The 22,776-nt window shown below is 56.6% G+C and carries 14 protein-coding genes and 4 pseudogenes; 7 read left to right on the forward strand and 11 right to left on the reverse strand.

Annotated features, from left to right (window positions below):
• Positions 1 to 90: 90 nt before the first annotated feature.
• Both JZM24_RS03110 and JZM24_RS03115 read right to left on the reverse strand, forming a co-directional pair.
• Positions 91 to 1,774 (reverse strand): annotated as a pseudogene (locus JZM24_RS03110) (Na+/H+ antiporter).
• A 250-nt stretch (positions 1,775 to 2,024) separates the two neighbouring features.
• A pseudogene (locus JZM24_RS03115) lies at positions 2,025 to 4,038 on the reverse strand (TonB-dependent receptor).
• On the opposite strand from JZM24_RS03115, the gene JZM24_RS18310 reads away from it, so the two are divergent.
• Positions 4,010 to 4,168, forward strand: a complete 159-nt coding sequence (locus JZM24_RS18310) for a hypothetical protein (RefSeq protein ID WP_246580053.1) — start codon at positions 4,010 to 4,012, stop codon at positions 4,166 to 4,168. The pseudogene JZM24_RS03115 and the gene JZM24_RS18310 sit on opposite strands and share 29 nt — an antisense overlap.
• 545 nt (positions 4,169 to 4,713) lie before the next feature.
• Here the strand turns inward: JZM24_RS18310 and JZM24_RS03120 are convergent.
• A complete protein-coding gene (locus JZM24_RS03120; RefSeq protein ID WP_215668527.1) occupies positions 4,714 to 5,472 on the reverse strand; it encodes an SDR family NAD(P)-dependent oxidoreductase in 759 nt (252 codons plus the stop codon).
• Positions 5,473 to 5,625: 153 nt separating this feature from the next.
• Between JZM24_RS03120 and JZM24_RS03125 the strand changes: the two genes are divergently transcribed.
• Positions 5,626 to 6,549, forward strand: a complete 924-nt coding sequence (locus JZM24_RS03125; RefSeq protein WP_215668528.1) for a LysR family transcriptional regulator — start codon at positions 5,626 to 5,628, stop codon at positions 6,547 to 6,549.
• Between the two features lie 206 nt (positions 6,550 to 6,755).
• Here JZM24_RS03125 and JZM24_RS03130 read toward each other — a convergent pair whose 3' ends face one another.
• Positions 6,756 to 7,124, reverse strand: a complete 369-nt coding sequence (locus JZM24_RS03130; protein WP_215668529.1) for a hypothetical protein — start codon at positions 7,122 to 7,124, stop codon at positions 6,756 to 6,758.
• 14 nt (positions 7,125 to 7,138) lie between these two features.
• Complete coding sequence (locus JZM24_RS03135) at positions 7,139 to 7,534, reverse strand: hypothetical protein (protein WP_215668530.1); 396 nt, start codon at positions 7,532 to 7,534, stop codon at positions 7,139 to 7,141.
• 1,297 nt (positions 7,535 to 8,831) lie between these two features.
• On the opposite strand from JZM24_RS03135, the gene JZM24_RS03140 reads away from it, so the two are divergent.
• Entirely contained in the window at positions 8,832 to 9,365 is a 534-nt protein-coding gene (locus JZM24_RS03140; protein WP_215668531.1) for a hypothetical protein, read from the forward strand.
• A 541-nt stretch (positions 9,366 to 9,906) separates the two neighbouring features.
• Here the strand turns inward: JZM24_RS03140 and ssb1 are convergent.
• Positions 9,907 to 10,446, reverse strand: a complete 540-nt coding sequence (gene ssb1 / locus JZM24_RS03145) for a single-stranded DNA-binding protein (protein ID WP_215668532.1) — start codon at positions 10,444 to 10,446, stop codon at positions 9,907 to 9,909.
• Between the two features lie 243 nt (positions 10,447 to 10,689).
• On the opposite strand from ssb1, the gene uvrA reads away from it, so the two are divergent.
• On the forward strand, positions 10,690 to 13,533 hold the full coding sequence (gene uvrA / locus JZM24_RS03150) for an excinuclease ABC subunit UvrA (RefSeq protein ID WP_215668533.1): 2,844 nt from the start codon (positions 10,690 to 10,692) through the stop codon (positions 13,531 to 13,533).
• Between the two features lie 263 nt (positions 13,534 to 13,796).
• On the opposite strand, the gene JZM24_RS03155 is transcribed toward uvrA, so the two are convergent.
• The 4 genes from JZM24_RS03155 to dnaB all read right to left on the reverse strand — a co-directional run bounded on the left by JZM24_RS03155 (position 13,797) and on the right by dnaB (position 17,377).
• The gene (locus tag JZM24_RS03155; protein ID WP_215668534.1) at positions 13,797 to 14,150 is read right to left on the reverse strand and encodes an MmcQ/YjbR family DNA-binding protein; all 354 of its coding nucleotides are present in this window, start codon (positions 14,148 to 14,150) and stop codon (positions 13,797 to 13,799) included.
• A 12-nt stretch (positions 14,151 to 14,162) separates the two neighbouring features.
• On the reverse strand, positions 14,163 to 14,564 hold the full coding sequence (locus tag JZM24_RS03160; RefSeq protein ID WP_215668535.1) for a secondary thiamine-phosphate synthase enzyme YjbQ: 402 nt from the start codon (positions 14,562 to 14,564) through the stop codon (positions 14,163 to 14,165).
• A 70-nt stretch (positions 14,565 to 14,634) separates the two neighbouring features.
• Complete coding sequence (locus JZM24_RS03165) at positions 14,635 to 15,831, reverse strand: amino acid aminotransferase (RefSeq protein WP_215668536.1); 1,197 nt, start codon at positions 15,829 to 15,831, stop codon at positions 14,635 to 14,637.
• Positions 15,832 to 15,970: 139 nt separating this feature from the next.
• Positions 15,971 to 17,377, reverse strand: coding sequence for a replicative DNA helicase (dnaB, locus tag JZM24_RS03170; protein ID WP_215668537.1), 1,407 nt, complete (start codon positions 17,375 to 17,377; stop codon positions 15,971 to 15,973).
• A gap of 250 nt (positions 17,378 to 17,627) precedes the next feature.
• Here dnaB and JZM24_RS03175 point away from each other — a divergent pair.
• Positions 17,628 to 18,745, forward strand: a pseudogene (locus JZM24_RS03175) (IS3 family transposase).
• 158 nt (positions 18,746 to 18,903) lie between these two features.
• Here JZM24_RS03175 and rpmE read toward each other — a convergent pair.
• On the reverse strand, positions 18,904 to 19,119 hold the full coding sequence (rpmE, locus tag JZM24_RS03180; RefSeq protein WP_215668538.1) for a 50S ribosomal protein L31: 216 nt from the start codon (positions 19,117 to 19,119) through the stop codon (positions 18,904 to 18,906).
• Between the two features lie 202 nt (positions 19,120 to 19,321).
• Here rpmE and priA point away from each other — a divergent pair, with 202 nt between their 5' ends.
• Both priA and JZM24_RS03190 read left to right on the forward strand, forming a co-directional pair.
• Positions 19,322 to 21,517, forward strand: coding sequence for a primosomal protein N' (gene priA / locus JZM24_RS03185; RefSeq protein ID WP_215668539.1), 2,196 nt, complete (start codon positions 19,322 to 19,324; stop codon positions 21,515 to 21,517).
• 180 nt (positions 21,518 to 21,697) lie between these two features.
• Positions 21,698 to 22,698: pseudogene (locus JZM24_RS03190) on the forward strand (substrate-binding domain-containing protein).
• The last annotated feature ends 78 nt before the right edge of the window (positions 22,699 to 22,776 follow it).

The raw sequence follows: 22,776 nt of genomic DNA on the forward strand, positions 1-22,776 counted from the left end.
AAGCGGCCATTGCGCCAGGCGCGCCCTGCCGCGTGGACGCGATTTATCCCCCGCTCGAAGCGCTCCCCAGTCACGTGCCGGCAGCGCGGCCTATTCGTGCTCGACCAGCAGCGCTTCCAGCAAATCCAAATCGTGCAGTAACTTCATCAGCGTTTCATTGCTGATTTTTTGCTGCGCGCGCAAATGATAATATTCGCCGCGCTCGGCGCGCAGCGCGTTAAGCCGCATGCGCCGCTCCAGATTCTCAATCAACAGGGCGCTGTACGCGTCGTCGTTGCCGTCAATGCGGCGGCGTAAATTGCCGATAACCCGGGCGCTGACTTCGTTGAGAATTTGACTGTCGATATTCTCTTCCTGACTATTGGCCAGCCGCTCTTCCATTTTATGCAGACTTTCAATGGCCACTTCCGCTGCCGCCGCACGGGCCATACGTTCTTCCTGACGGTGCTGCGTTTTGTCGGACACTTGAATACCGCGCAGCGGCAGCGGCAGCGGCAGCGGCAGCGGCAGCGGCAGCGGCAGCGGCAGAACAATCACGCCACAGATAAGGGAGAACAGAATCACGCCGGTGGCGATAAACACCAGTTGGTAACGCGAGGGAAACGCTGAACCGTCGCTGAGCAGCAAGGGAATCGACAACACGCCCGCAAGCGTAATGGCGCCGCGCACGCCGGCGAAAGAGGCTATCAGAATTTCGCGCGTGCTATAGTCGCCGAAGACCATCGGCCGCTTGGTCATAAAACGCAAACTTATGCGTTTCATCAGCCACAGCCAGCCGAAACGCAGCACCATCAACGCAGCGTAGATAAGAATAACATCGGTAAACAGCATCCAGTTCTGGATGGTGGGATCCAGTTCCTCCTGGGTAATGGAAGTCTCCAGAATGTCCGGCAGTTGTAGTCACAGCATGATAAAGACCATACCGTTGAAGACAAACTCCAGCATCGCCCAGACACTGTTGCCGCGCAGCCGCATTGCCAGCGGCGCATTGCGGATAATGCCCGACTGACCGATGGTCATGCCGGACGCCACTGCGGCCAGGATGCCGGAAACGCCGATATGCTCGGCAATCAGATAGGCGGCGAACGGCAACAGCAGCAGCAATACCGTCTGCGTCGCCGCGTCGTCGCCGCTCCAACGGGTAATCAGCCGCAGGGACTTGCTATAACCCCAGGTCACCGCCACGCCGGCCAGCAGACCGCCCGCCGCCACTTTGACAAACTCGAGCGAAGCCGCCGCCGACGGAAAACACCATCGTCCCCATTGCCACCGCGATAGCAAATTTTAGCGACACCAGACCGGAGGCGTCGTTCATCAGCGCCTCGCCCTGCAGAATGTCCATCAACTTCTTCGGGATGCGCCCTTCGCCGACAATCCCCGACAGCGCGACCGCATCGGTGGGCGATAGCACCGCCGCCAGCGCCAGCGACGCCACCAGCGGGATACCCGGCACCATCCAGTAAATCAGATAACCGATACCGACCACCGTGATAATCACCAAGACTAACGCCAGCGCCACAATCTCGCCGCCGTGGCGCAAAAATTCGCGCGTTGGCGTCTTCCAGCCATCGGAAAACAACAGCGGCGGGATGAACAGCACCAGGAAAAGCTCCGGGTTGAAATCCACGTGCAAGCCGAATTTCGGCCAGGCAAGCAGCGCTCCGAGTGCTATCTGCATCAGCGGCAGCGGAATTCGAAACGGTAGGATCCGTGTCACTACCCCGGAAAGAGACACGATAAGGGTGAGGATAAGAATCGTAAAAAAAATTTCCATGCTTTCCTTAGTCTCTAGCTTTTGCGGCAATGTGCGGGACGCGCGAGAAAATCTCCCCGCAAACGCGAACCCCGATGATAGTAGATCATTTTCCCGGCAGTTAAAAAGCCGTTATCAACTATCGGCCTGTCTAATAGAATTTTTAACCGTTATAAATAACGGCCGTCGACTCGCAGTTGATAAGGCGAAAAAAAACGCACCGGCAAGCCGGTGCTTTTTTACCCCTGGACGGCAAGCGCCAGAGGGAGATTTAAAAATCCACGGTCATCGAAAGTTTCAGCGAACGCGGGTCTCCCTGGGTCAGGTAGCCATCGCTGGCCGACACCCAGTAGTTCTCGTTGGTGACGTTTTCCACGTTGGCACGCCAAACGATGTTGTTTTTCGGCAACTGCATATCGTAACGCACGCCTAAATCCAGACGGGTCCAGCCGCTGGCCTTCAGATCGTTGGCTTCGTCAACATACTGGGCGCCGGTGCGAATGACACGGCCGGTGGCGGCGAAGCCGCTGAGCCCCGGCAGATCCCATTCGCCGACCAGCACGAACTGATAGCGCGGCACGCCGATGGCGTCATTACCGTCATTGGTGCCGTCCTGGGTTTTGGTCAACTCAGGATCCATCCAGGTCGCGCTGCCGTTCAGGCGCACGCCGACCACCGGCTCACCGAACAGGTTAAGTTCAATGCCGCGGTTGCGTTCCTCGGCGTAGTTGCCGTATTCATATTGCGCATTGCCGTTGCTGGTGCCCAAATAGCGATAGGCGGCCACCGGTTTTTTAATTTCAAACACCGCCAGCGAGCCGGCGACACGGCCGTAATCCGCTTTCACGCCCACTTCATTTTGCTTCGAGGTTTCGACGCCGGTAACCTGGCCGCCGTTGACCACGGTGCCGGAATTATAGGTCGTGCCAGCGGTTTCACCGGCCTGCAGCGCTTCGATATGGTTGGCGTACAAGGAGATGTGCTCCCAAGGCTTGACCACCAGACCGAAGGCCGGCGTCACTACTCTGGTACGCTCAAACTTAGTGGTCTCTTCGCCGGTGTAAGCGTAGTTGGTCACATTGACGCTCTGGCGACGCAGACCGGCTATCAGCTTCAGGCGATCGTCAAGCATCGACAAGGTATCCGACAGACTCACGCCACTGTTATAAGTACGGTTGGTGACGCCGGGGTTGCCCATCTTACCGCCCGCATAGGTCGCGTCCGTCGGCTCATCGGAATAGCTCGGATCGTAGATATTGGTGGCGAGGCTGCTGGACGAGATTTGATAGGCGGTACGTACGCGGCGGTAGGTGCTGGAATAACCCAGATTGACGCTGTGGTCGATAAAACCGGTGTCAAACTTACCGCGAATGCCCGCCTGGCTGGAGATGCTGTCGGAGAAGTAAGGTACCCGCATCTGGCCCATGGTGGCATCACCATCATCGTTAAAGGGCGTGGCGTTGGAATAGGAACCGTATTCATGGGTATGGTTGCCGCCGACCGCGCCATAGACCGTCCAGTCATCGGTCAGGTCGTATTCGCCGCGCAGCGCGCCAAACTGGCTTTCAGTGTCAGTGAACGCCCACTTTTGACCGTAGTTGGTTGTGGCGGAAGGTGCCTTGAGAATTTTATCCATACCGGAGGTATACACCACCCCACGCGCACCGTGCACCGTTTGTTTCTCGGCGCCCGCATCCAGTGAGGCGCGGAAACGGTCGCCGCGGTAATCCAGGCCAATGGTACCGAGCGTCAAACGGCGATTTTGATTGTCGACCGCCGTCTCGCCCTCGCGATGCACGCCACTCACCCACACGCCCCATTGGTTGTTGTCGCCGAAACGGCGCGCAACGTCAAAGGCGCCGCCGATCTGGGATTTAGAGGTATAGTCAACAGAAACACGGTTCAGCGGCTCGTCGCCGGCCCGTTTCGGTTCAATATTAACGGTGCCCCCCACGCCGGTAGCGACAAATTGGCGCGGCAGGACGCATAGAGGCCGCCGTAAGCAATATCTTCGCTATAAACGTACCCGGAACGACTCTTGGGTGTTGCCGTAGCCGTAGGTGGTTTGCACCGAGGCGTCGTTTCGTAACACATCGGTCAGGGAGCGCGTCTGCTGATCCTGCATCAGCTTGGCGGTAATAGCCGACCACGTTGAACGGCACATCTTGCGCCGACTGCTCACCCAGCAGACCCAACCGGCCACCGTTGGCGATTTGACCATCCAGATAAGCCGGCACCAGCCGATCGCCACCTGGCGTGAAGACGTTGTCCGGTTTCGCTACCACGGTAATGGTTTCCGTGCCGTTACCGACTACAGCAGCGGGAGCGCCGCCGCCGGTCGCCGCCGGGGCGGCAGTCGTGCTGGTGTTAGCGGCGGTGGCGGTGGTCGTGGCGGTTGTGGTGGTCGCGGCATAAACCGGTACGGCCATAGAACCACAGCAGGCGCTGATGAATAACGCCAGCAGGCGCGGCGAAGAAACCTTGGCCGCAGGGAAAACGAGACGCGCGGTGCACATATAATCATTACTCGGTTAAATGTGAATGATAATAGTTATTATAAGAGTTATTGATTATGTAAATTCAGGTCAATATTGCAAGAGGTTGTTAACTATTTTTAATGAAAAGTTTTATTAAAGGAAAATAACAGGCGTTAAGAAAGTGTAACGCGGGCATAGAGAATCAACCCCCGCCCGGCGGGAGCCGGGGTGCTATCGTGAAAGCACCTGCGGGCGCGCGTAGTGATAGGCGCGCGGGCACATATCAACAGCGACCTGCACCGGCCTGGCATTCAATGAGTAAGCGCAGGTCCGGGCTGGTCGAGGGCGAGCGCCGGCGGGTATCGCCAAAGTTGGTCTTATTGAGGCTGATATTGCCTGGGCGTGCATTACCAAGACCCCAGCACCGCACCGCCCAGACTGCGCCGTGCGGCCTGGCCGCTCACGTCAGCGCTAACGGCCGCCTTACAGGTACATCCCGACGGACGCTTCAACGCGCTGAGCGGTCATCCAATGACAATTATCGCTCAGCAGCGCAACGATCGCCGCACCAATATCATCGGGCAACCCAACCCGGCCGAGAACAGTATTGTCAGCGATAACCTGATTTACCTGCTTGTTATCCCGTACCGTGCCACCGGAGAAATCCGATTCAATCGCGCCGGGCGCCAAGATATTAACCCGAATCCCGCGACTGCCCAGCTCTTTGGCCTGATAACGCGTTAACACTTCCATGGCCCCTTTCGTCGCCGCATAGGCGGCAAAACCGGGCGTGGTGAATCGCGTAAGTCCGCTCGACATATTCAAGATACTGCCGCCATCGGCCAGCAGCGGCAGCAACGCTTGGGTCAGGAAAAACGGGCCTTTGCAATTGATGCGCATCAACTGGTCAAACTGCTCTTCGTCGGTCGCGGCGAACGCGGCATGAATACCAATTCCGGCATTGTTTATCAGATGGTGAAACTGCGTCTGGTTGAACGTGTCGCTCAACACCTGCTGCAGTTCGCTAACGAAACCGGCAAAACGGCGACTATCGCCAGTATCCAGTTGCAGCATGGCCGCACGGCCCCCGCTACATTCGATCTCCTTCACCAGCGCCTGCGCTTCCTCTTTGCGGGAGTGATAAGTGCCAATAATATCGTAGCCGGCGGTCGAAAGATGAATAGCGGTGTGATAGCCCAGCCCTCGGCTGGCGCCGGTAATTAACGCAATGGGACGACTCATAGCGAAACTCCTGGGGTTTGTGATGGATACACACTGCGTCGGTTGACGCAGAACGATCGCTGTATTACTAAGGATATTGACCGGGGCGGAGGGGATAAAGAGCGTTAAACCGGAAAGACTGTTCAATATCAGCAAACAATCAAGAGAGCAACGATGAACAAACTGGCGCTGCTGCAAAGCTTTGTGCGGGTGGTCGAACTGGCAAGTTTTACTCAGGCGGGCAACACGCTTGGTTTGCCTAAATCTACCGTGTCCCAGCATATTCAAACGTTGGAAGGTGTGCTGGGCGCTCGCTTTCTGCATCGTACCACCCGCCGGGTGACGCCGACGCAGGATGGTCTGGTCCTCTATGACCGGGCGCGAGACGTGCTCGCTTCCATGGAAGAACTGGACGGCTTATTCCGTCAGCAAGGACCGGTACTGGCCGGCAGGCTGCGCGTCGACATGCCAACCGCCTTCGCCCGGATTGAGGTGTTCCCGCGCCTTGGCGAGTTTTTACAGGCGCATCCGGCGATTCAGGTGGAGATAAGCTGCACCGACAGGCTGGTCGATGTGGTGCGCGAGGGATTCGATTGCGTGGTACGTATCGGGCAATTAAACGACGACAATCTGGTCGCGCGCCGCCTGGGAAAACTGCGCATGGTCAACTGCGCCAGTCCGGCTTACCTGCGGGGGTATGGCGTGCCCGACACCCCCGATGACCTTGACCGCCATGTGTTGATTGATTACATCCAAATATTAGGCTCACAATCGGAAGGTTTCGTTTATCAGCACCACGGCCGCCGGGTCAGCCGCCAAATGCCCGTCCGGGTCACGGTGAATAATGCCGATGCTTATGAGGCGGCCTGCCTGAACGGATTGGGGATTATTCAGGTGCCCGTCGCCCGTTACGTAGAACTTTTCACCCGCGGTCTACTGGTGGAAATTATGCCCGATTACCTGCCGCCGCCCATGGACATCACCCTGCTCTATGCCCACCGTCACCATCTGCCTCCGCGGGTAAAAGTGTTTATGGACTGGCTGGCGGACCTGATTGCTCCGGGCGTTTATTCAGCGTCGCCCAACGCAGCGCAGTGATCTTCGGCACCGCTCCGTCTACCCGACACGCCTACTTTCTCTGGCTTGTCGCGCCAAGCCAGACCGTAACGCGGCGCCTGTGGCCCCTGAACCAGAGTATCTCAGGCCCTATCGCGTCACGCCCTGACCTTGCCGCCTTGCCGCCTTGCCGCCTTGCCGCCTTGCCGCCTTGCCGCCTTGCCGCCTTGCCGCCTTGACAGGCAAGATTAATTGCGGCTCAGGTAATCGGCCAGAAAATAGTGCGGGTTAAGCTGCGCCGACAGTGCCGCATCATAGGCGACTGGATAGGCCTTTGCCCCACCCGGCAGGGTGATACGTCCTGAGCCGTCTTTGGCAACAGTGAGCGCCACAAAACGTTTGCCCTGCAAGTTGAGCCAGTAAAGGTTTTCAGCGGCGGTTTTCTTCACCTCCAGCTTTTGGATCTTGCCCTCCCAAGCATGCTTGCTGCCGCTGAATTGCACCAGCGCTTCACTAACCCGTGTCGGCCCATAGCGCAACACCAGGACATCTATCCCGTCAGGGCCGGTGTACACGCTAACCTCATCCCCCACTTCCTGACGCATTGGCATATCCATCGGCGCCGCCGGCATCAGCGGGCGCGGCATGAGGCGTTGGGGGGCGGCAGAGGGAGCCGCTTCGTTCGCCCCCCCGGGGGCATCTGAGCATCGGGCGCCAGACCTTGAGTCTTGCGGTAGCGTTGTAGCGCCTCATGGGACGGTTGCGCCGCGACATTCGGCGCGGCGGCCGTTGGCGGTGCCATTACCGCATCGGCCGCGGGCTCAACGTTCGCGACTGAGGAGGGGTGTTGCACGGCGGCGACCAGGCGTGGCACTGCAGCCGCAACATCTGAATCCAGCGCGGCGGCGGCGCCATCAGCCGGCGTCTGCACCTCAGCGATCCTAATCTGCCACGCAGCGGCATCGGTCTCTTGAGAAGCATGGCTGTCCTGCGCACCGTCCGGCCATGCCAGCGTTAATACTATCAACGGCCAACCAGGCCTAATACATGAGTTCATAACCATCCAGAAGATAAAGTTAATGATCAACGCCGCGACCAGCCAGACGGCGCGCGCTTTTACTGCCGCTAAAGATGGTCGGCAGCGGCGATGGCATAAGCCATAGTATGACGCAGGACGGCCATGGGCGACAGCTAGCGTAACGCTGTCTTTTGTTACCGATAATCCATGTGTTACCGATAAACCTTGCCCCGATAAGCGCCGTAGTGGCGGCATGATGAAAACGAAGGCCAGTCACCTCCTGCGCTTTATCACCTTACGCCACGCCCGTTTACAGCCGGCGGCCGGGAAAATGACATCGTCAATATTCAACTCATCATCTCATATTGCGCACAATAATTAATTAGGGGATTACTCGCGGGATCAAGCACATTAATCATCTTGAATCCATTAAGGGATCTAACACGAGCATGACTATAAACCATGACAAATGCCTAGAGGTGTAAAATATTTCGAGATGCAAAGGCGAAGTCGACACGGCATCGAAATTATATAAAGCATCACTCTAAAACCAATGAACTTCAGGGAATCACTACATGAATGCCTTCTGAATATAAGGTAAATTAGAACTAATAAAATTGTGGCCACGAGAATTTACTGACTCAGTGTCAATATAGGGGTCACCCAGTTTCAGCGCTATTTTTTACCAGCCATAAATTCGTTAAATTTTATTAAGGTGCAATTTATGACATGCATAACCTCTCTTCACAAAACGCTTCATTCCGCTCATACCAGCACCCAGCGGGAAGTTAATAAAGCATCCCCATCAATCAATCGGCACGGGACATTATTTCAGTCTTATAGGTGCGACAATAATGCGAATGCCGTGTTGAAAACTGCTATTTACCGCTCCAGCGGCACATTGAACATCTTAACGCCAACGCGCAAATACCTAGGCTCGGTTGTTAGCCAAGATAAATCCTTTCCGCTGACTAAAAATACCCACCAACATAATAGCCAACCTCCTGCATAAACATCACCAGCGACGGTTAGATTTACTGCCAACACCGCAGCTAGCATTGAATTTGCCAAAACGTTGCTGAATACTGACGAAACGCCGCCCCCCATCAATTGGTCCACACATCCTCTTCGTAACACATCGAAGCATCACCCCTGTTTGCGATCCCTTACCACCATTAACGATGCAGGAACAGCCAAGCAGGAACGACGCATTTCCCCTCAGGCCAGTGACCTGAATCAACGCCAGCGATTACATTCGGATGCTCAGTTATCGACGACGAGTAGCGGCGCGAGCAGGCAACAGACAATGGCGAATATACAGGCAAACATTGCCAAAGTTAGCAATAGGGTGAAGCGTTTAGAGGAGAACGGCAAACGATTAAAGGCGATGCAACATCTAGCCGAAGGGGCAAAGGCAAGGTTGCAAACATTGGCGGAAAATAATCAAGCCACCAGGACGGATTTCGATCAACGCATCAAGTCCAGGGTCGATAATAAACCGTCCTCGCTCCTGACCGACAGCACCAAGGCAACCGGTGACATAAAAGCACCGTTACCGGTTGAGAACGCGGCGATGTCTAGCGTCTTTTCGGCGGCACCGATTAGCGTTAAAAGAAAAGGGGCCAGGGTTGTGGTGACATCATCACAAACCCCTCAGACCTCTTTATCTTCAAAGACTCACGCCAGCCGCAAAACCAGCCAAAAAATGGCTCGCAGTACTTTCTCACCGCGCAAAAATCCGACAATTGCTGACCGGCCAATACCCAATTATATGAAACCCACAAAATCCATATTGGCGAAAATGGTTAATTCGTCGCAGCAGAGTTTGCATCCACGATAATGTATTCCAATGTTTCGCTATCGCTTGATTACCCGCTGCTAAGCTAAGCCAACACAACAGTGGCATAAGATACTCTCGCAATTAAGATGAGTACAAAGAATAAAAATTGCTCAATCACCTATAACGTGCAGCTTGATCTAAAAAAGATCAAATCAAAAAGGGGATTGTTAATGTTCTTCACGCAATACATTGCACCGTGCTGCGCAAAATGTCGGTACCATCATTGACGTTTCGCTTATAATCATCGGGAAATCCTGCCGTACGTGACCGGATGCTGAACCTCTCGCTATAATTTGTTTGCAGCCCAGGAAGCTCTCTGTCCAGTTTTCGGCATCAACCTACCCGCTTTCAGCACAAATAGGTTGTTGCCGTACTCTTATACTAGGTACCCCGAGAAAAAGCGTACGCAAATGCACAGTCTACGTTCGCAATTAACTCTTTCCCTGACCGTTAACATCTTCGGCTCACATCAAAACAAAAAAACCTCCAGGTCATCGGAGGTTTTTTCGCGCATCATTGACACGGTTGTCTCAGGTTAATCTCAGAACGGAATATCGTCATCAAAGTCCATCGGCGGCTCATTGCCGGGCGCCGGTGCCGTGTTCTGCGCGGGGCGCGCCGCCGGGGCATTACCGCCGCTGAACTGCGCGTTATTCCCCTGGGGCTGCTGAGGCTGGCCCCAGCCGCCCTGCTGACCGACGCCGCCCGCACCGCCGCCCGCCGCGCCACCCTGACGGCCCCCGAGCATTTGCATGGTGCCGCCCACATTAACCACGACTTCGGTGGTATAGCGATCCTGACCGCTTTGGTCCTGCCACTTGCGGGTCTGCAGCGATCCCTCAATATACACTTGGGAGCCTTTACGCAGATACTCGCCCGCCACCTCGGCCAGCTTGCCAAATAGCACCACGCGGTGCCATTCCGTTTTCTCTTTGGTCTCGCCGGTTTGCTTGTCGCGCCAGCTCTCCGAGGTGGCCAGCGTAATGTTGGCTACCGCACCACCATTAGGCATATGGCGGACTTCCGGATCCTGGCCCAGGTTTCCGACTAGAATCACTTTATTAACGCCTCTGCTGGCCATGGGGGTCTCCTGATAAGATGGATGACTAAGTTTAATCGCCCAAGTTTACCATTGCCACCGCTTAAAGAACATGTTTTGAAACTTGGACGGCGCATCAAAAACAGTGTGAAGCAGAATTATTTGTTACAAGCAATACTGGATATTCATTCAGATTTTTTTGTGTCATAATTGACCGTTTCGCGACGCCGCGGTTTTGTCAACCACGCAGGCCACCCTCATTTATCCGGTGTTGGGATTAGTTGAATGGATAAGATTGAAGTTCGTGGTGCTCGTACCCATAACCTGAAAAACATCAGTTTGGTGATACCCCGCGATAAATTGATAGTCATTACCGGCTTGTCGGGTTCTGGAAAATCATCGCTGGCGTTTGATACGCTGTATGCCGAAGGCCAGCGTCGGTATGTTGAATCGCTTTCCGCCTATGCCCGGCAATTTCTGTCGCTGATGGAAAAACCCGATGTGGATCATATCGAAGGTCTGTCGCCCGCCATTTCGATTGAACAAAAATCCACCTCCCATAATCCTCGTTCAACGGTGGGAACGATAACCGAAATCCACGATTATCTTCGTCTTCTATTCGCCCGCGTCGGCGAGCCGCGTTGCCCGGATCATGATGTGCCGCTGGCGGCGCAGACCGTCAGCCAGATGGTAGATAATGTGCTGTCGCAGCCGGAAGGCAAACGGCTTATGCTGCTGGCGCCCATCGTTAAAGAGCGCAAAGGGGAGCACAGCAAAACGCTGGAAAACCTGGCGGCGCAGGGCTATATCCGGGCGCGTATCGACGGGGAGGTCTGCGATCTGTCAGATCCGCCTAAACTCGAGCTGCAAAAAAAACATACCATCGAAGTGGTCGTAGATCGTTTCAAGATACGCGAGGATCTGGCGCAACGGCTGGCGGAATCCTTTGAAACCGCTCTCGGCCTCTCGGGCGGCACCGCGGTGGTGGCAGATATGGATGACGAGAAAGCAGAAGAGTTGCTGTTTTCCGCCAATTTCGCCTGTCCCATTTGCGGCTACAGTATGCCCGAGCTGGAGCCACGGCTCTTTTCCTTCAACAATCCGGCCGGCGCCTGTCCCACCTGCGACGGCCTCGGCGTGCAGCAATACTTTGATCCCGACCGGGTGTTGCAAAATCAGGATATTTCCCTCGCCGGCGGTGCCATTCGCGGCTGGGACCGACGTAATTTTTACTATTTCCAGATGCTGCGCTCGTTGGCCGAGCACTATAAGTTCGACGTTGAGGCACCGTTCCATGCCCTGAGCCCGACGGTACAGCAAAAAATTCTGTTCGGTTCCGACAAGGAAAACATCGAATTTAAATATATCAACGATCGCGGCGACACCTCGGTGCGTCGGCATCCGTTTGAGGGGGTGCTGCCCAACATGGAGCGCCGCTATAAAGAAACCGAGTCCACCGCAGTGCGCGAAGAGCTGGCCAAATATATCAGCAACCGTCCTTGCGCCACCTGTGGCGGCACCCGTCTGCGGCGTGAGGCCCGCCACGTCTTCGTGGAGCACACCACCCTGCCGGAGATCTCCGAAATGGGCATCGGCCACGCGCTGTCGTTTTTCGACGACATAAAACTGAGCGGCCAGCGCGCCAAGATTGCGGAAAAAGTACTGAAGGAGATCCGCGACCGGCTTAAATTCCTGGTCAACGTCGGACTGAACTACCTCTCCCTGTACCACTCGGCGGAAACCTTATCCGGCGGCGAGGCGCAGCGTATCCGTTTAGCCAGCCAGATAGGCGCCGGCCTGGTCGGGGTCATGTATGTGCTGGATGAGCCTTCCATTGGTTTGCATCAGCGCGATAACGAGCGGTTGCTGGAAACGCTGATACATCTGCGCGATCTCGGCAATACGGTCATCGTGGTGGAGCACGACGAAGACGCCATCCGCGCCGCCGATCATATTATCGATATCGGTCCGGGCGCCGGCGTCCACGGCGGTGAGATAGTAGCCGAAGGTACCGCCGAGGAAATCATGGCCCACCCGGCGTCGTTGACCGGCCAGTTCCTCAGCGGCAAGCAGGAAATAGCCATTCCGCAGGCGCGTATCCCGGCGGATCCCACCCGGGTATTGAAACTGGTCGGCGCGCGCGGCAATAATCTCAAGGACGTGACTCTGACCCTGCCGGTAGGGCTGTTTACCTGCATCACCGGCGTTTCCGGCTCGGGTAAATCCACGCTGATTAACGACACCCTGTTTCCGGTGGCGCAGCGCCAGCTAAACGGCGCTACCACTACCGAAGTGGCGCCCTATCGCGATGTGCAGGGCCTGGAGCATTTCGATAAGGTCATCGATATCGATCAAAGCCCGATTGGCCGGACGCCACGCTCCAATCCCGCGACGTACACCGGCGTTTTTACGCCGGTGCGCGAGCTGTTCGCCGGCGTGCCGGAATCCCGCGCCCGCGGTTATACCCCGGGCCGTTTCAGCTTCAACGTACGCGGCGGACGCTGCGAGGCTTGTCAGGGCGATGGCGTCATCAAGGTGGAAATGCACTTTCTGCCGGATATCTATGTTCCCTGCGATCACTGTAAGGGCCAACGGTATAATCGTGAAACGCGGGAAGTGAAATATAAAGGCAAGAATATCCACCAGGTGCTGGAGATGACCATTGAGGAAGCGCGCGAATTTTTCGACGCCGTTCCCGCTCTGGCGCGTAAGCTGCAAACGCTGATAGATGTTGGGCTGTCCTACATCCGTTTAGGCCAGTCCGCTACCACGCTGTCCGGGGGCGAGGCGCAGCGTGTGAAACTGGCGCGCGAGCTGTCCAAACGCGGCACCGGGCAAACGCTGTATATCCTCGACGAGCCGACGACCGGTTTGCATTTCGCCGATATCCAGCAACTGCTGGCAGTGCTACATCAGCTGCGCGATCAGGGCAATACCATCGTGGTTATTGAGCATAATCTGGACGTGATCAAAACCGCGGACTGGATTGTCGATCTCGGCCCGGAAGGCGGTAACGGCGGCGGCGAAATTCTGGTCGCCGGCACGCCGGAAACGGTTGCGGACTGTAAATCCTCCCATACCGCGCGCTTTTTGCGGCCAATGCTGGAACGGGCGCTACAAAAAGCATAGGAAAAACAGTCAGGCCAGCGTTCGGGCCGCTGTCGTTAACGGCAGACATTGATAGCTGACGTTAACGGCCGCACTGGCGACTTGCCGGCGCACCTGACGGCAGGACTCTGCCGGACAGACGCCAGCCCTTTCGGCATTGATTTGCCCGCTGATCCCGGCGCAACGCTACGCCGGCATGACGCTGCCCGGCCATCAAACACCTTGTCGGCGCATCGGCGTCATTGCTTGCCACTGTTTTTCCTTCTCGACAGACGCCCGCCCCTTCAGATGTTCAGCGTCTGACGCGTCGCTTCCGACAGACCTGCCACCGCCCATTGCCAGGAGGCGTCTACCAGTTGATACAGCTGGGAATCAGGAATATCACCGTCAAGAAACAACGTGCTCCAATGGGCTTTATTCAGTCGCTCGCCCGGTATCACCGCATTGAACGCGCTGCGCAATACGCCGGCCATCTCGGCGCTGCTTTTCAACGATATCGCCGGTCTGCCGTCCACGGTATGGGTCATGGCAAACATCACCTCGCCGACTTTAACCTGGTTGGCCTGCCACTCTTGATGAACACTCTGCACGGCGCCCGGTTTGGTCATGCAGTAACTCAACAGCGTCGATTGGTCCATGGATTATTCCCCCTACAGAGTGGCGACGATGCGGCGGACGCCGCCGCGGTTACGGTGCTCGCCCAGCCAAATACCTTGCCAGGTGCCCAATAACAGCGTGCCATGTCCGACAGGCAATAACAGTGAGCTGCCAAGCAGAGAAGATTTGATATGTGCCGGCATATCATCCGCCCCTTCATCATCGTGCAGATAGGGTGCCGATTCCGGGACTTGACGTAAAAAATGGTTTTCCATATCGGTTCTGACGGTGGGATCGCAGTTTTCATTCAGCGTCAGGGACGCGGAGGTATGCTGCAGCAATAAATGCAGCAGCCCGGTGCGGACTGCGCTTAGCGACGTCAGTTGGGAAACGATTTCATCGGTGACCAAATGAAAGCCGCGCGATCGGGCTTTCAGGGTCTGTTGATGCCACATACTACCTGCTCCTATGTTGATCACTCAGTATAGTGGCAACGCGGGAGCAGGTAAAAACCGGGCGCGGCGATTACTGCACTGCCGCGAACGCCTCGGCCACTTTAGCGACGTTGGCGGTATTCAGACCGGCCAGACACATCCGACCGCTGTCGATCAAATACACGCCGAAGGTTTCGCGCAGATGCGCCACCTGCGCCGGGCTGAGACCGGTGTAGCTGAACATGCCGCGCTGACGTAGGAGATAATCGAACTGATGGCCCGGCAGCGCGACCTTCAAGGCCGCCACCAAGCTCTGGCGCATTGCCAGGATACGCAGGCGCATTGCCGCCACCTCTTCACGCCACAGGGCATTCAAGGCCGGCTCGTTCAGGACCTGTGACACAACCTGGGCGCCAAAGTTCGGCGGACTGGAATAATTGCGGCGCACGGTCGCTTTCAGATGACCCAGCACGCGCTCGGTTTCGCTCGCGCTGTCGCAGACTATCGACAGCTCTCCCACACGTTCGCTGTAGAGGGAGAAAATCTTAGAGAAAGAATGACTTACCAAACAAGGCAGGCCCAGTCGCGCCATTTCGCGCACTGCAAAGGCGTCTTCTTCCAGCCCATCGCCGAAACCCTGGTAGGCGATATCCAGAAAAGGAATGAGCTCTCTTTGGGCCACTACCGCGATGATTTGCTCCCATTCGGAACGGGTCAGGTCCGAGCCGGTCGGGTTATGGCAACACGGATGCAGCAGCACGATGCTGCGCGGCGGCAATTGTTGGAAACAGGCCAGCATCGCGCTGAAGTTGACGCCCAGCTTCTCACTGTCGAAATAAGGGTACCGGTTCACCTGGAATCCGGCGCCGGAGAAAATCGCCACATGGTTTTCCCAGGTCGGGTCGCTGACCCAGACCTGCGAATCAGGGAAATAACATTTGAGAAAGTCCGCGCCGACTTTCAACGCCCCAGAGCCGCCCACGGTTTGGATCGTGGCGATACGCAACGCATTGCGCATCGGATGATCCTCACCGAACAGCAACGCCTGCGTGGCGCTGCGGTAGGTTGACAAGCCTTCCATCGGCAGATAGGACGATGAGCTCGACGTCGCACGGGCGAGCAACATGGCTTGCGCCTCGGCTACGGCCTGCAACTGGGGAATGATCGCCTGTTCGTTGTAATAAAGGCCGATGCTTAAATTGACCCTGTCAGGTCGCGGATCCTGTTTATAGGTTTCCATCAGCGTAAGGATGGGGTCACCCGCATAAGCATCAACATTTCGGAACACGGTGCAGCTCTCCTGGATTTACGGGTGCAACAGTGCACACACTCATCACAATATCAAATAAAGAGATTAGAAGGGCGGATAAGTTAACAAAAAGCGTCAAAAATAAGAGTGCGATGGGAAAATATCGCGCCGGGAGACATCACTCATCGTCATAGTGTGGACCGGCATAATTGTCGAATCGTGACCACTGTCCATTGAAGGTCAGCCGCACGGTGCCGATAGGGCCGTTACGCTGCTTGCCGAGAATAATTTCAGCGATACCTTTCATGTCGCTGCTCTCGTGATAAACCTCATCACGGTAGATAAACATAATCAGATCGGCATCCTGCTCAATAGATCCGGACTCGCGCAGGTCGGAGTTGACGGGGCGCTTGTCGGCGCGTTGTTCCAGGCTACGGTTCAGCTGCGATAACGCCACCACCGGCACCTGCAGTTCTTTCGCCAGCGCTTTCAGCGAACGGGAAATTTCGGCGATTTCCAGCGTGCGGTTATCGGACAGCGAGGGTACCCGCATCAGTTGCAGATAGTCGATCATAATCAGGCTCAAGCCATCGTGTTCACGGAATACCCGTCGCGCGCGGGAACGCACTTCTGTGGGCGTCAGGCCTGATGAGTCATCGATGTACATATTGCGTTTTTCCAGCAAAAGCCCCATGGTGCTGGAAATGCGCGCCCAATCCTCATCGTCCAGCTGGCCGGTACGGATCCGGGTTTGATCGACGCGTGACAGCGATGCCAGCATACGCATCATGATCTGCTCGCCGGGCATCTCCAGGCTGAAGATCAACACCGGTTTGGTCTCGGTCATGGCGGCGTTTTCACACAGGTTCATGGCAAAGGTGGTTTTCCCCATGGAGGGGCGCGCGGCCACGATGATCAAATCCGACTTTTGCAGCCCGGCGGTCTTTTTATCCAGATCGAGATAACCGCTGGAAACGCCGGTCACGCCGTCGTGCGGCTTCTGGTAAAGCTGCTCGATGCGCGCAACCGTATCCTCAAGAATACGGTCAATGCTCTTCGGACCTTCATCCTTACTGGCACGATTCTCCGCTATCTGGAACACCCGCGATTCCGCCAGGTCCAGCAAATCCTCGCTGCTGCGTCCTTGAGGATCATACCCGGCATCTGCAATCTCATGGGCGACACTTATCATTTCCCGCACCACGGCCCGTTCGCGCACAATATCGGCATAAGCGGAAATATTGGCGGCGCTGGGCGTATTTTTCGATAACTCCGCCAGATAGGCAAACCCGCCAACCGCGCCCAGCTCCCCTTTTTGCTCCAGGGATTCCGAAATGGTGATAAGGTCGATAGGCTTGCCCAGCTCCAGCAGACGCTGTATCTCGCCGAAGATAAGGCGGTGGGGACGGTTAAAGAAATCGTTGCCGGTCACCCGTTCGGCGACATTGTCCCAGCGTTCGTTATCCAGCATCAAACCGCCCAGCACCGACTGCTCCGCTTCCAGCGAATGGGGCGGCATCTTCAGACCTTCAACCTGGCGGTCGCGGGGAAAATTTGCTTTGTTAGACGGCTTTTTTTCTGACATGAAAGCGTACTTTACCTATCTGGAAGTCCTCGAATAAAGGCGCATTGTATCCTCTCTCGTGTCGAGATCCTATGCGCTTTGCAAACCACGCCGCAGGGCTTATGGTTATTAAAGATATCTCAACAGGAGGAAGAGTGATGGCTAAGCGTATACAGTTTGCTGATTTAGCCCCCTGAAACACCAGACAGTAGCTGTATCTCCAGATAAGAGATAGGCTTAATATATGTCTAACACTAACGCCAATTTTGATATGACCGGGATCCTGTTAGGTCAAGAAGTCCGTAAACGTAAAACTCCTCAGGAAAAAATGGCCATTATTCAGCAGAGGATGGAGCCCGGCATGAATGTCTCCCATCTCGCACGACTGCACGGTATCCAGCCCAGCCTGCTGTTTAAGTGGAAAAAGCAATATCAGGAAGGCAGCCTCACCGCCGTGGCTGCCGGGAGGACGTTGTTCCTGCCTCTGAGCTTGCAGCTGCATTGAAGCAGGTCCGGGAGCTCCAGCGCCTTCTGGGTAAGAAGACGATGGAGGTTGAGATCCTAAAAGAAGCCGTGGAGTACGGCCAGTCACGAAAATGGATAGCGCACGCGCCCTTGTTGCCAAAGGCCGGGGAATAGCACAGGTCAGCCGCGCCATGAGCGTGTCGCGTGCGCCGCTGTCACTGCGGATTAAGCGTTCTGCCGACTGGCAGGACAGGCGCTGTAACCGGCGTAATGACGAAGCAGACGCTGAAATACTGTCGGACATCCTCGACATCATCAGCGATATGCCCAGCTACGGCTATCGGCGGGTGTGGGGCATCCTGCGTAAACAACGTCGCGCAGAGGGACTGCCGCCGGTAAATGCGAAACGACTTTACAGGATCATGTGTGAGCATAACCTGCTGTTATTACATTGAAAACCAGAGCGGCCGAGGCGTGAGCATAAGGGCAGGATCGCGGTGGCAGAAAGCGATATGCGCTGGTGTTCAGATGGCTTCGAGTTCGGCTGCGACAACGGTGAAAAACTGCGGGTCACGTTCGCACTGGACTGCTGCGACAGAGAGGCCATAGACTGGGCTGCGAGCACTGTAGGCTACGACAGTTCGACCGTGCAGGATGTGATGCTGATGTCGGTAGAAAAGCGCTTCGGCGACAGGTTACCCGATACAGCGGTGCAGTGGTTGACGGACAACGGTTCAGCGTATACCGCGCATGAAACGCAGAGGTTCGCCAGAGAACTGGATCTGGAGCCCTGCACAACAGCGGTGAGCAGCCCTGCGAAACCTTGCAGCAGCGTTCACGCATTACAATGAAAACCATCCGCACAGCGCGCTGGGATATCACTCTCCGAGAGAATACCGGCGGCAGCGGGCTTCGTTAACTTAAGATACAAAAGCTGTACGGAGATGGCGGGGCAAGATCACTCTGGGGACGAGTTGACAAGCGAGTACAACTTTTGATGAAACGTAGGGGTATCTATTTTCGACGCTTAAGGCTTAGCAAAAAGGCGCCTGCGGCGCCTTTTTTCTTTACCGGCAGGGCAATTATTTTTTGCCGACCGGAATACTGAAACGCTTGTTGAAGCGATCAACACGACCGCCGGTATTAACCACACGTTGTTTACCGGTGTAGAACGGATGGCAAGCGCCGCAAACGTCCAGATTCAGATCGTGGCCCAGGGTGGAGTGGGTCTTGATGACATTACCGCAAGAACAGGTAGCAGTAATTTCTACGTATTTCGGGTGGATATCTTTTTGCATGGAAAACCTCTTCGTAAGGCCGCGTCGCTATCCAGTCTACTTTAGCCAGACACCACGCGAATGGAGTTTATCGCTCTAATGTCGGATGACATCAAAGGCGTCGAATCATACAGAATGCCGCCAATCTTTGCAAACAGAATCCGCACATCAAAGACGACACAGTGTACACTGGCAGCACTTTTTTGCCACCCAGGATGAATGCATGTCCGTTGTAAACGTCGCGTTACCGGTGCCGCTGGCTCGGACATTTGATTATCTTTTGCCCGCTAACGCCGCGCCGGTAATCGGATGGCGGGTCCGGGTTCCGTTTGGTCAACGACAGGCGATTGGCATCGTTACCGCCATCCGCGAGCACAGCGAGGTGGCTCTGGACAAGTTAAAGCCGATAAGCGATGTACTCGACAGCCAGTCGTTGTTCCCGGATAGCCTCTGGCGCATCCTGAACTGGGCCATCGGCTATTACCATTATCCCGCTGGCGAAGTGCTGTTCCACGCCTTGCCCGTTCTGCTTCGCCAGGGCAAACCTGCCTCGATGGCGCCGCTGTGGCAGTGGTTCGCCACGGAACAAGGACGCAGCACGCTACCCGACACTCTGAAGCGGGCGCCAAAACAGCAACAGGCGTTGGCGGCGCTGCTGCGGGGGCCGGTGTATCGCCATCAGGTAAGCGAACTGCAGCTGGCCGATGCGGCGCTGCAGGCGCTGCGCGCCAAAGGTTTATGCGATTTGCGGCCCCAGGCGGTGGACACGCACGACTGGCGCCCCGGGTTTTGCGTTAACGGCGAGCGGCTACGGCTTAATACCGAGCAGGCCACCGCCGTCGGCGCTATCCGCAGCGAGGATGACCGGTTTGCCGCCTGGCTGCTGGCCGGCGTCACCGGCTCCGGCAAAACCGAGGTCTATCTGACGGTGCTGGAAAACATTCTCGCCAAAGGCCAACAGGCGCTGGTGCTGGTGCCGGAAATTGGTCTGACACCGCAAACCATTGCCCGTTTTCGCGAGCGCTTCACTGCGCCGGTTGAGGTTCTGCACTCGGGACTCAACGACAGTGAACGGCTGGCGGTCTGGCTGAAAGCGCGGGGTGGCGAGTGCGCTATCGTCATCGGCACCCGTTCGGCGCTGTTTACCCCCTTCGCCCGGTTGGGGATTATTGTCATCGACGAGGAGCACGATAGTTCCTACAAGCAGCATGAAGGGTGGCGCTATCACGCCCGCGATCTGGCAGTTTTTCGCGCGCGGGAAGAGAAGATACCGATAATACTGGGTACCGCCACGCCCGCCCTCGAAACGCTTTATAATGTGCAGCAGAAAAAATACCGCCAGCTCACGCTGGGCAAACGCGCCGGCAGCGCCCGACCCGCCGGCCAGCAATTGCTGGATATGAAGGGGCTTGCGCTGACGCACGGCCTATCGGCGCCGCTGCTGGATAAAATGCGCACGCATTTGCAGGCCGGCAATCAGGTCATGCTGTTTCTGAACCGGCGCGGCTTCGCGCCGGCGCTGTTATGCCATGAATGCGGCTGGATTGCCGAATGCCAACGCTGCGATCACTATTACACCTTACATCAACACCAGCGTCAGCTGCGCTGCCACCACTGCGACAGCCAGCGCCCGCTGCCGCAGCAATGCCCGCAGTGCGGTTCAACCCAACTGGTTGCGGTCGGGTTGGGCACCGAGCAGCTGGAGGCGGCGCTGACGCCCTTGTTTCCAGACGTGCCGGTGACGCGCATCGATCGCGACACCACGGCGCGCAAAGGCGCGCTGGAAGGTTACCTAGCTCAGGTACAGCGCGGCGGCGCGCGCATTTTGATCGGCACTCAGATGCTAGCCAAAGGTCACCATTTCCCGGATGTCACGCTGGTGTCGTTACTGGACGTGGACGGCGCACTATTTTCCGGTGATTTTCGCGCCGCCGAGCGTTTCGCCCAGATTTATACGCAGGTTGCCGGCCGCGCAGGCCGTGCCGGGAAACAGGGAGAGGTTTTATTACAGACCCACCATCCCGAGCATCCTCTGCTGCAAACGTTACTGCATCGCGGTTATATGGACTTCGCGCAGCAAACCCTGGAGGAACGTCGCCAGGCGGGTCTGCCGCCCTTTACCAGCCATATCCTGTTTCGCGCGGAAGATCATGACAACCGCCAGGCAGGGCTGTTTCTCGATCAATTACGCCAACTGCTGGACGCCAACCCGCTGCGGGATAATGCCTTATGGCTGATGGGACCCATCCCCGCGCTGGCGCCCAAGCGCGGTGGGCGTTTTCGCTGGCAATTGCTGCTGTCCCACCCTTCGCGTCCACAGCTACAGCGTCTGGTCGCCGCCAGTCTACCGCTGGTAGGCACCCTGTCCCAGGCGCGCAAAGTAAAATGGTCGCTGGACGTTGATCCGCTCGACAGCTGACGCCAAGGTTTTGCGATCGCGCTTCGGCAATGGCGTAAAAACGATATTCACTAAGGTATTGACCTCGTCCCGGCGGCACGAGATCTGATACAAAGGGGGTGCCGTTGAGGTTGAACAGGCCCAGGGATGCCCCAGGAGTAATGCGTGGAATCAAAAAGAAGCCGTGCTTGCCCCGCAACAATGCGGGATGTGGCGCAGCAGGCGGGCGTTTCCACCGCGACCGTCTCACGGGCGCTGATGCGTCCAGAAAAGGTGTCGCCAGCGACGCTGCAGCGGGTGCGACGGGCGGCGTGTAACATCGGCTATGCACCGCTCTACCCCGGCCGGCCAATGAAAAGCCACGAAAGCGCCACGCTTCTGGCGTTAGTGCCCGATAGCGGTGACCCGCACCTTGGCGAGGTCCTGCGCGGCATCCAGGAAACCGCCGCCGCCCAGGGTTATTGGCTGCTGCTGCTGCCGTACCGCCCAGCGCCGGCGCAGAAAAAAATCTAAGCGACGTGATCTGCGGCAGAGCGATTGATGGTATGTTGCTGCTCGGCGCCGATGTGCCGTTTTGCCTTGATAGCGAAATGCAGTCCGCTCTACCGCCGATGGTCATGGTGAATGAATATGTGCCGGCGCTGGCGCTGCCAACGGTACATACTGATAATCTGACCGCAGCCTGGCGGGTGGTGGATTATCTTTACCGGCTGGGCCACCGCCGCATCGGCTGTATCAGTGGTCCGGCGCAGCTGCCCGCGTGCCGGTTGCGCCTGGAGGGGTATCGTCAGGCACTTCGGCGCCATGGCATTACGCCGCGAGAACAGAGCATCTTTCACGGCCCGTTGACTTGCCAGACTGGCTTGACGGGACTTAACATGTTGATTTCACGACCACAACCGCCTACCGCTATCTTTTGCCATAGCGATATGATAGCCCTGGGGGCGTTAGCGCAGGCGAAACAGCTTGGCCTCAGGGTACCGGAAGAACTCTCCCTGACCGGGTTTGGCAATCTGACGGCGGCGGCCTACTGCTGCCCGCCGCTGACGACGGTGGCGCCCCCCTGTTATCGTATTGGGCGCGAAGCAGTGCTGTTACTCTTGCGCCAACTCAGGCAACATGCGACAGGGGCAGCATCAATGATGCTCGACAGTGAATTAGTCATACGCGGCACCAGCGCCCTGCCGCAGACGCATCACTGATGCGCTTTCGGAATGCTGACACTGGTCAAATATTACTGCCTTCAGTAACATGACGGCCTGATGATTATCTCAAATTTA

Source organism: Candidatus Sodalis endolongispinus, assembly GCF_018777395.1.
Taxonomy (GTDB): domain Bacteria; phylum Pseudomonadota; class Gammaproteobacteria; order Enterobacterales; family Enterobacteriaceae; genus Sodalis_B; species Sodalis_B endolongispinus.

Bases quoted from the DNA above. Each gene is read 5' to 3' on its own strand.
- JZM24_RS03160 (WP_215668535.1), bottom strand. From the start codon at position 14,564: ATGTGGCATCAACAGACCCTGAAAGCCCGATCGCGCGGCTTTCATTTG.
- uvrA (WP_215668533.1), top strand. From the start codon at position 10,690: ATGGATAAGATTGAAGTTCGTGGTGCTCGTACCCATAACCTGAAAAAC.
- JZM24_RS03125 (WP_215668528.1), top strand. From the start codon at position 5,626: ATGAACAAACTGGCGCTGCTGCAAAGCTTTGTGCGGGTGGTCGAACTG.
- priA (WP_215668539.1), top strand. From the start codon at position 19,322: ATGTCCGTTGTAAACGTCGCGTTACCGGTGCCGCTGGCTCGGACATTT.
- rpmE (WP_215668538.1), bottom strand. From the start codon at position 19,119: ATGCAAAAAGATATCCACCCGAAATACGTAGAAATTACTGCTACCTGT.
- JZM24_RS03155 (WP_215668534.1), bottom strand. From the start codon at position 14,150: ATGGACCAATCGACGCTGTTGAGTTACTGCATGACCAAACCGGGCGCC.
- JZM24_RS03130 (WP_215668529.1), bottom strand. From the start codon at position 7,124: ATGGATATGCCAATGCGTCAGGAAGTGGGGGATGAGGTTAGCGTGTAC.
- JZM24_RS03120 (WP_215668527.1), bottom strand. From the start codon at position 5,472: ATGAGTCGTCCCATTGCGTTAATTACCGGCGCCAGCCGAGGGCTGGGC.
- dnaB (WP_215668537.1), bottom strand. From the start codon at position 17,377: ATGTCAGAAAAAAAGCCGTCTAACAAAGCAAATTTTCCCCGCGACCGC.
- JZM24_RS03140 (WP_215668531.1), top strand. From the start codon at position 8,832: ATGGCGAATATACAGGCAAACATTGCCAAAGTTAGCAATAGGGTGAAG.
- ssb1 (WP_215668532.1), bottom strand. From the start codon at position 10,446: ATGGCCAGCAGAGGCGTTAATAAAGTGATTCTAGTCGGAAACCTGGGC.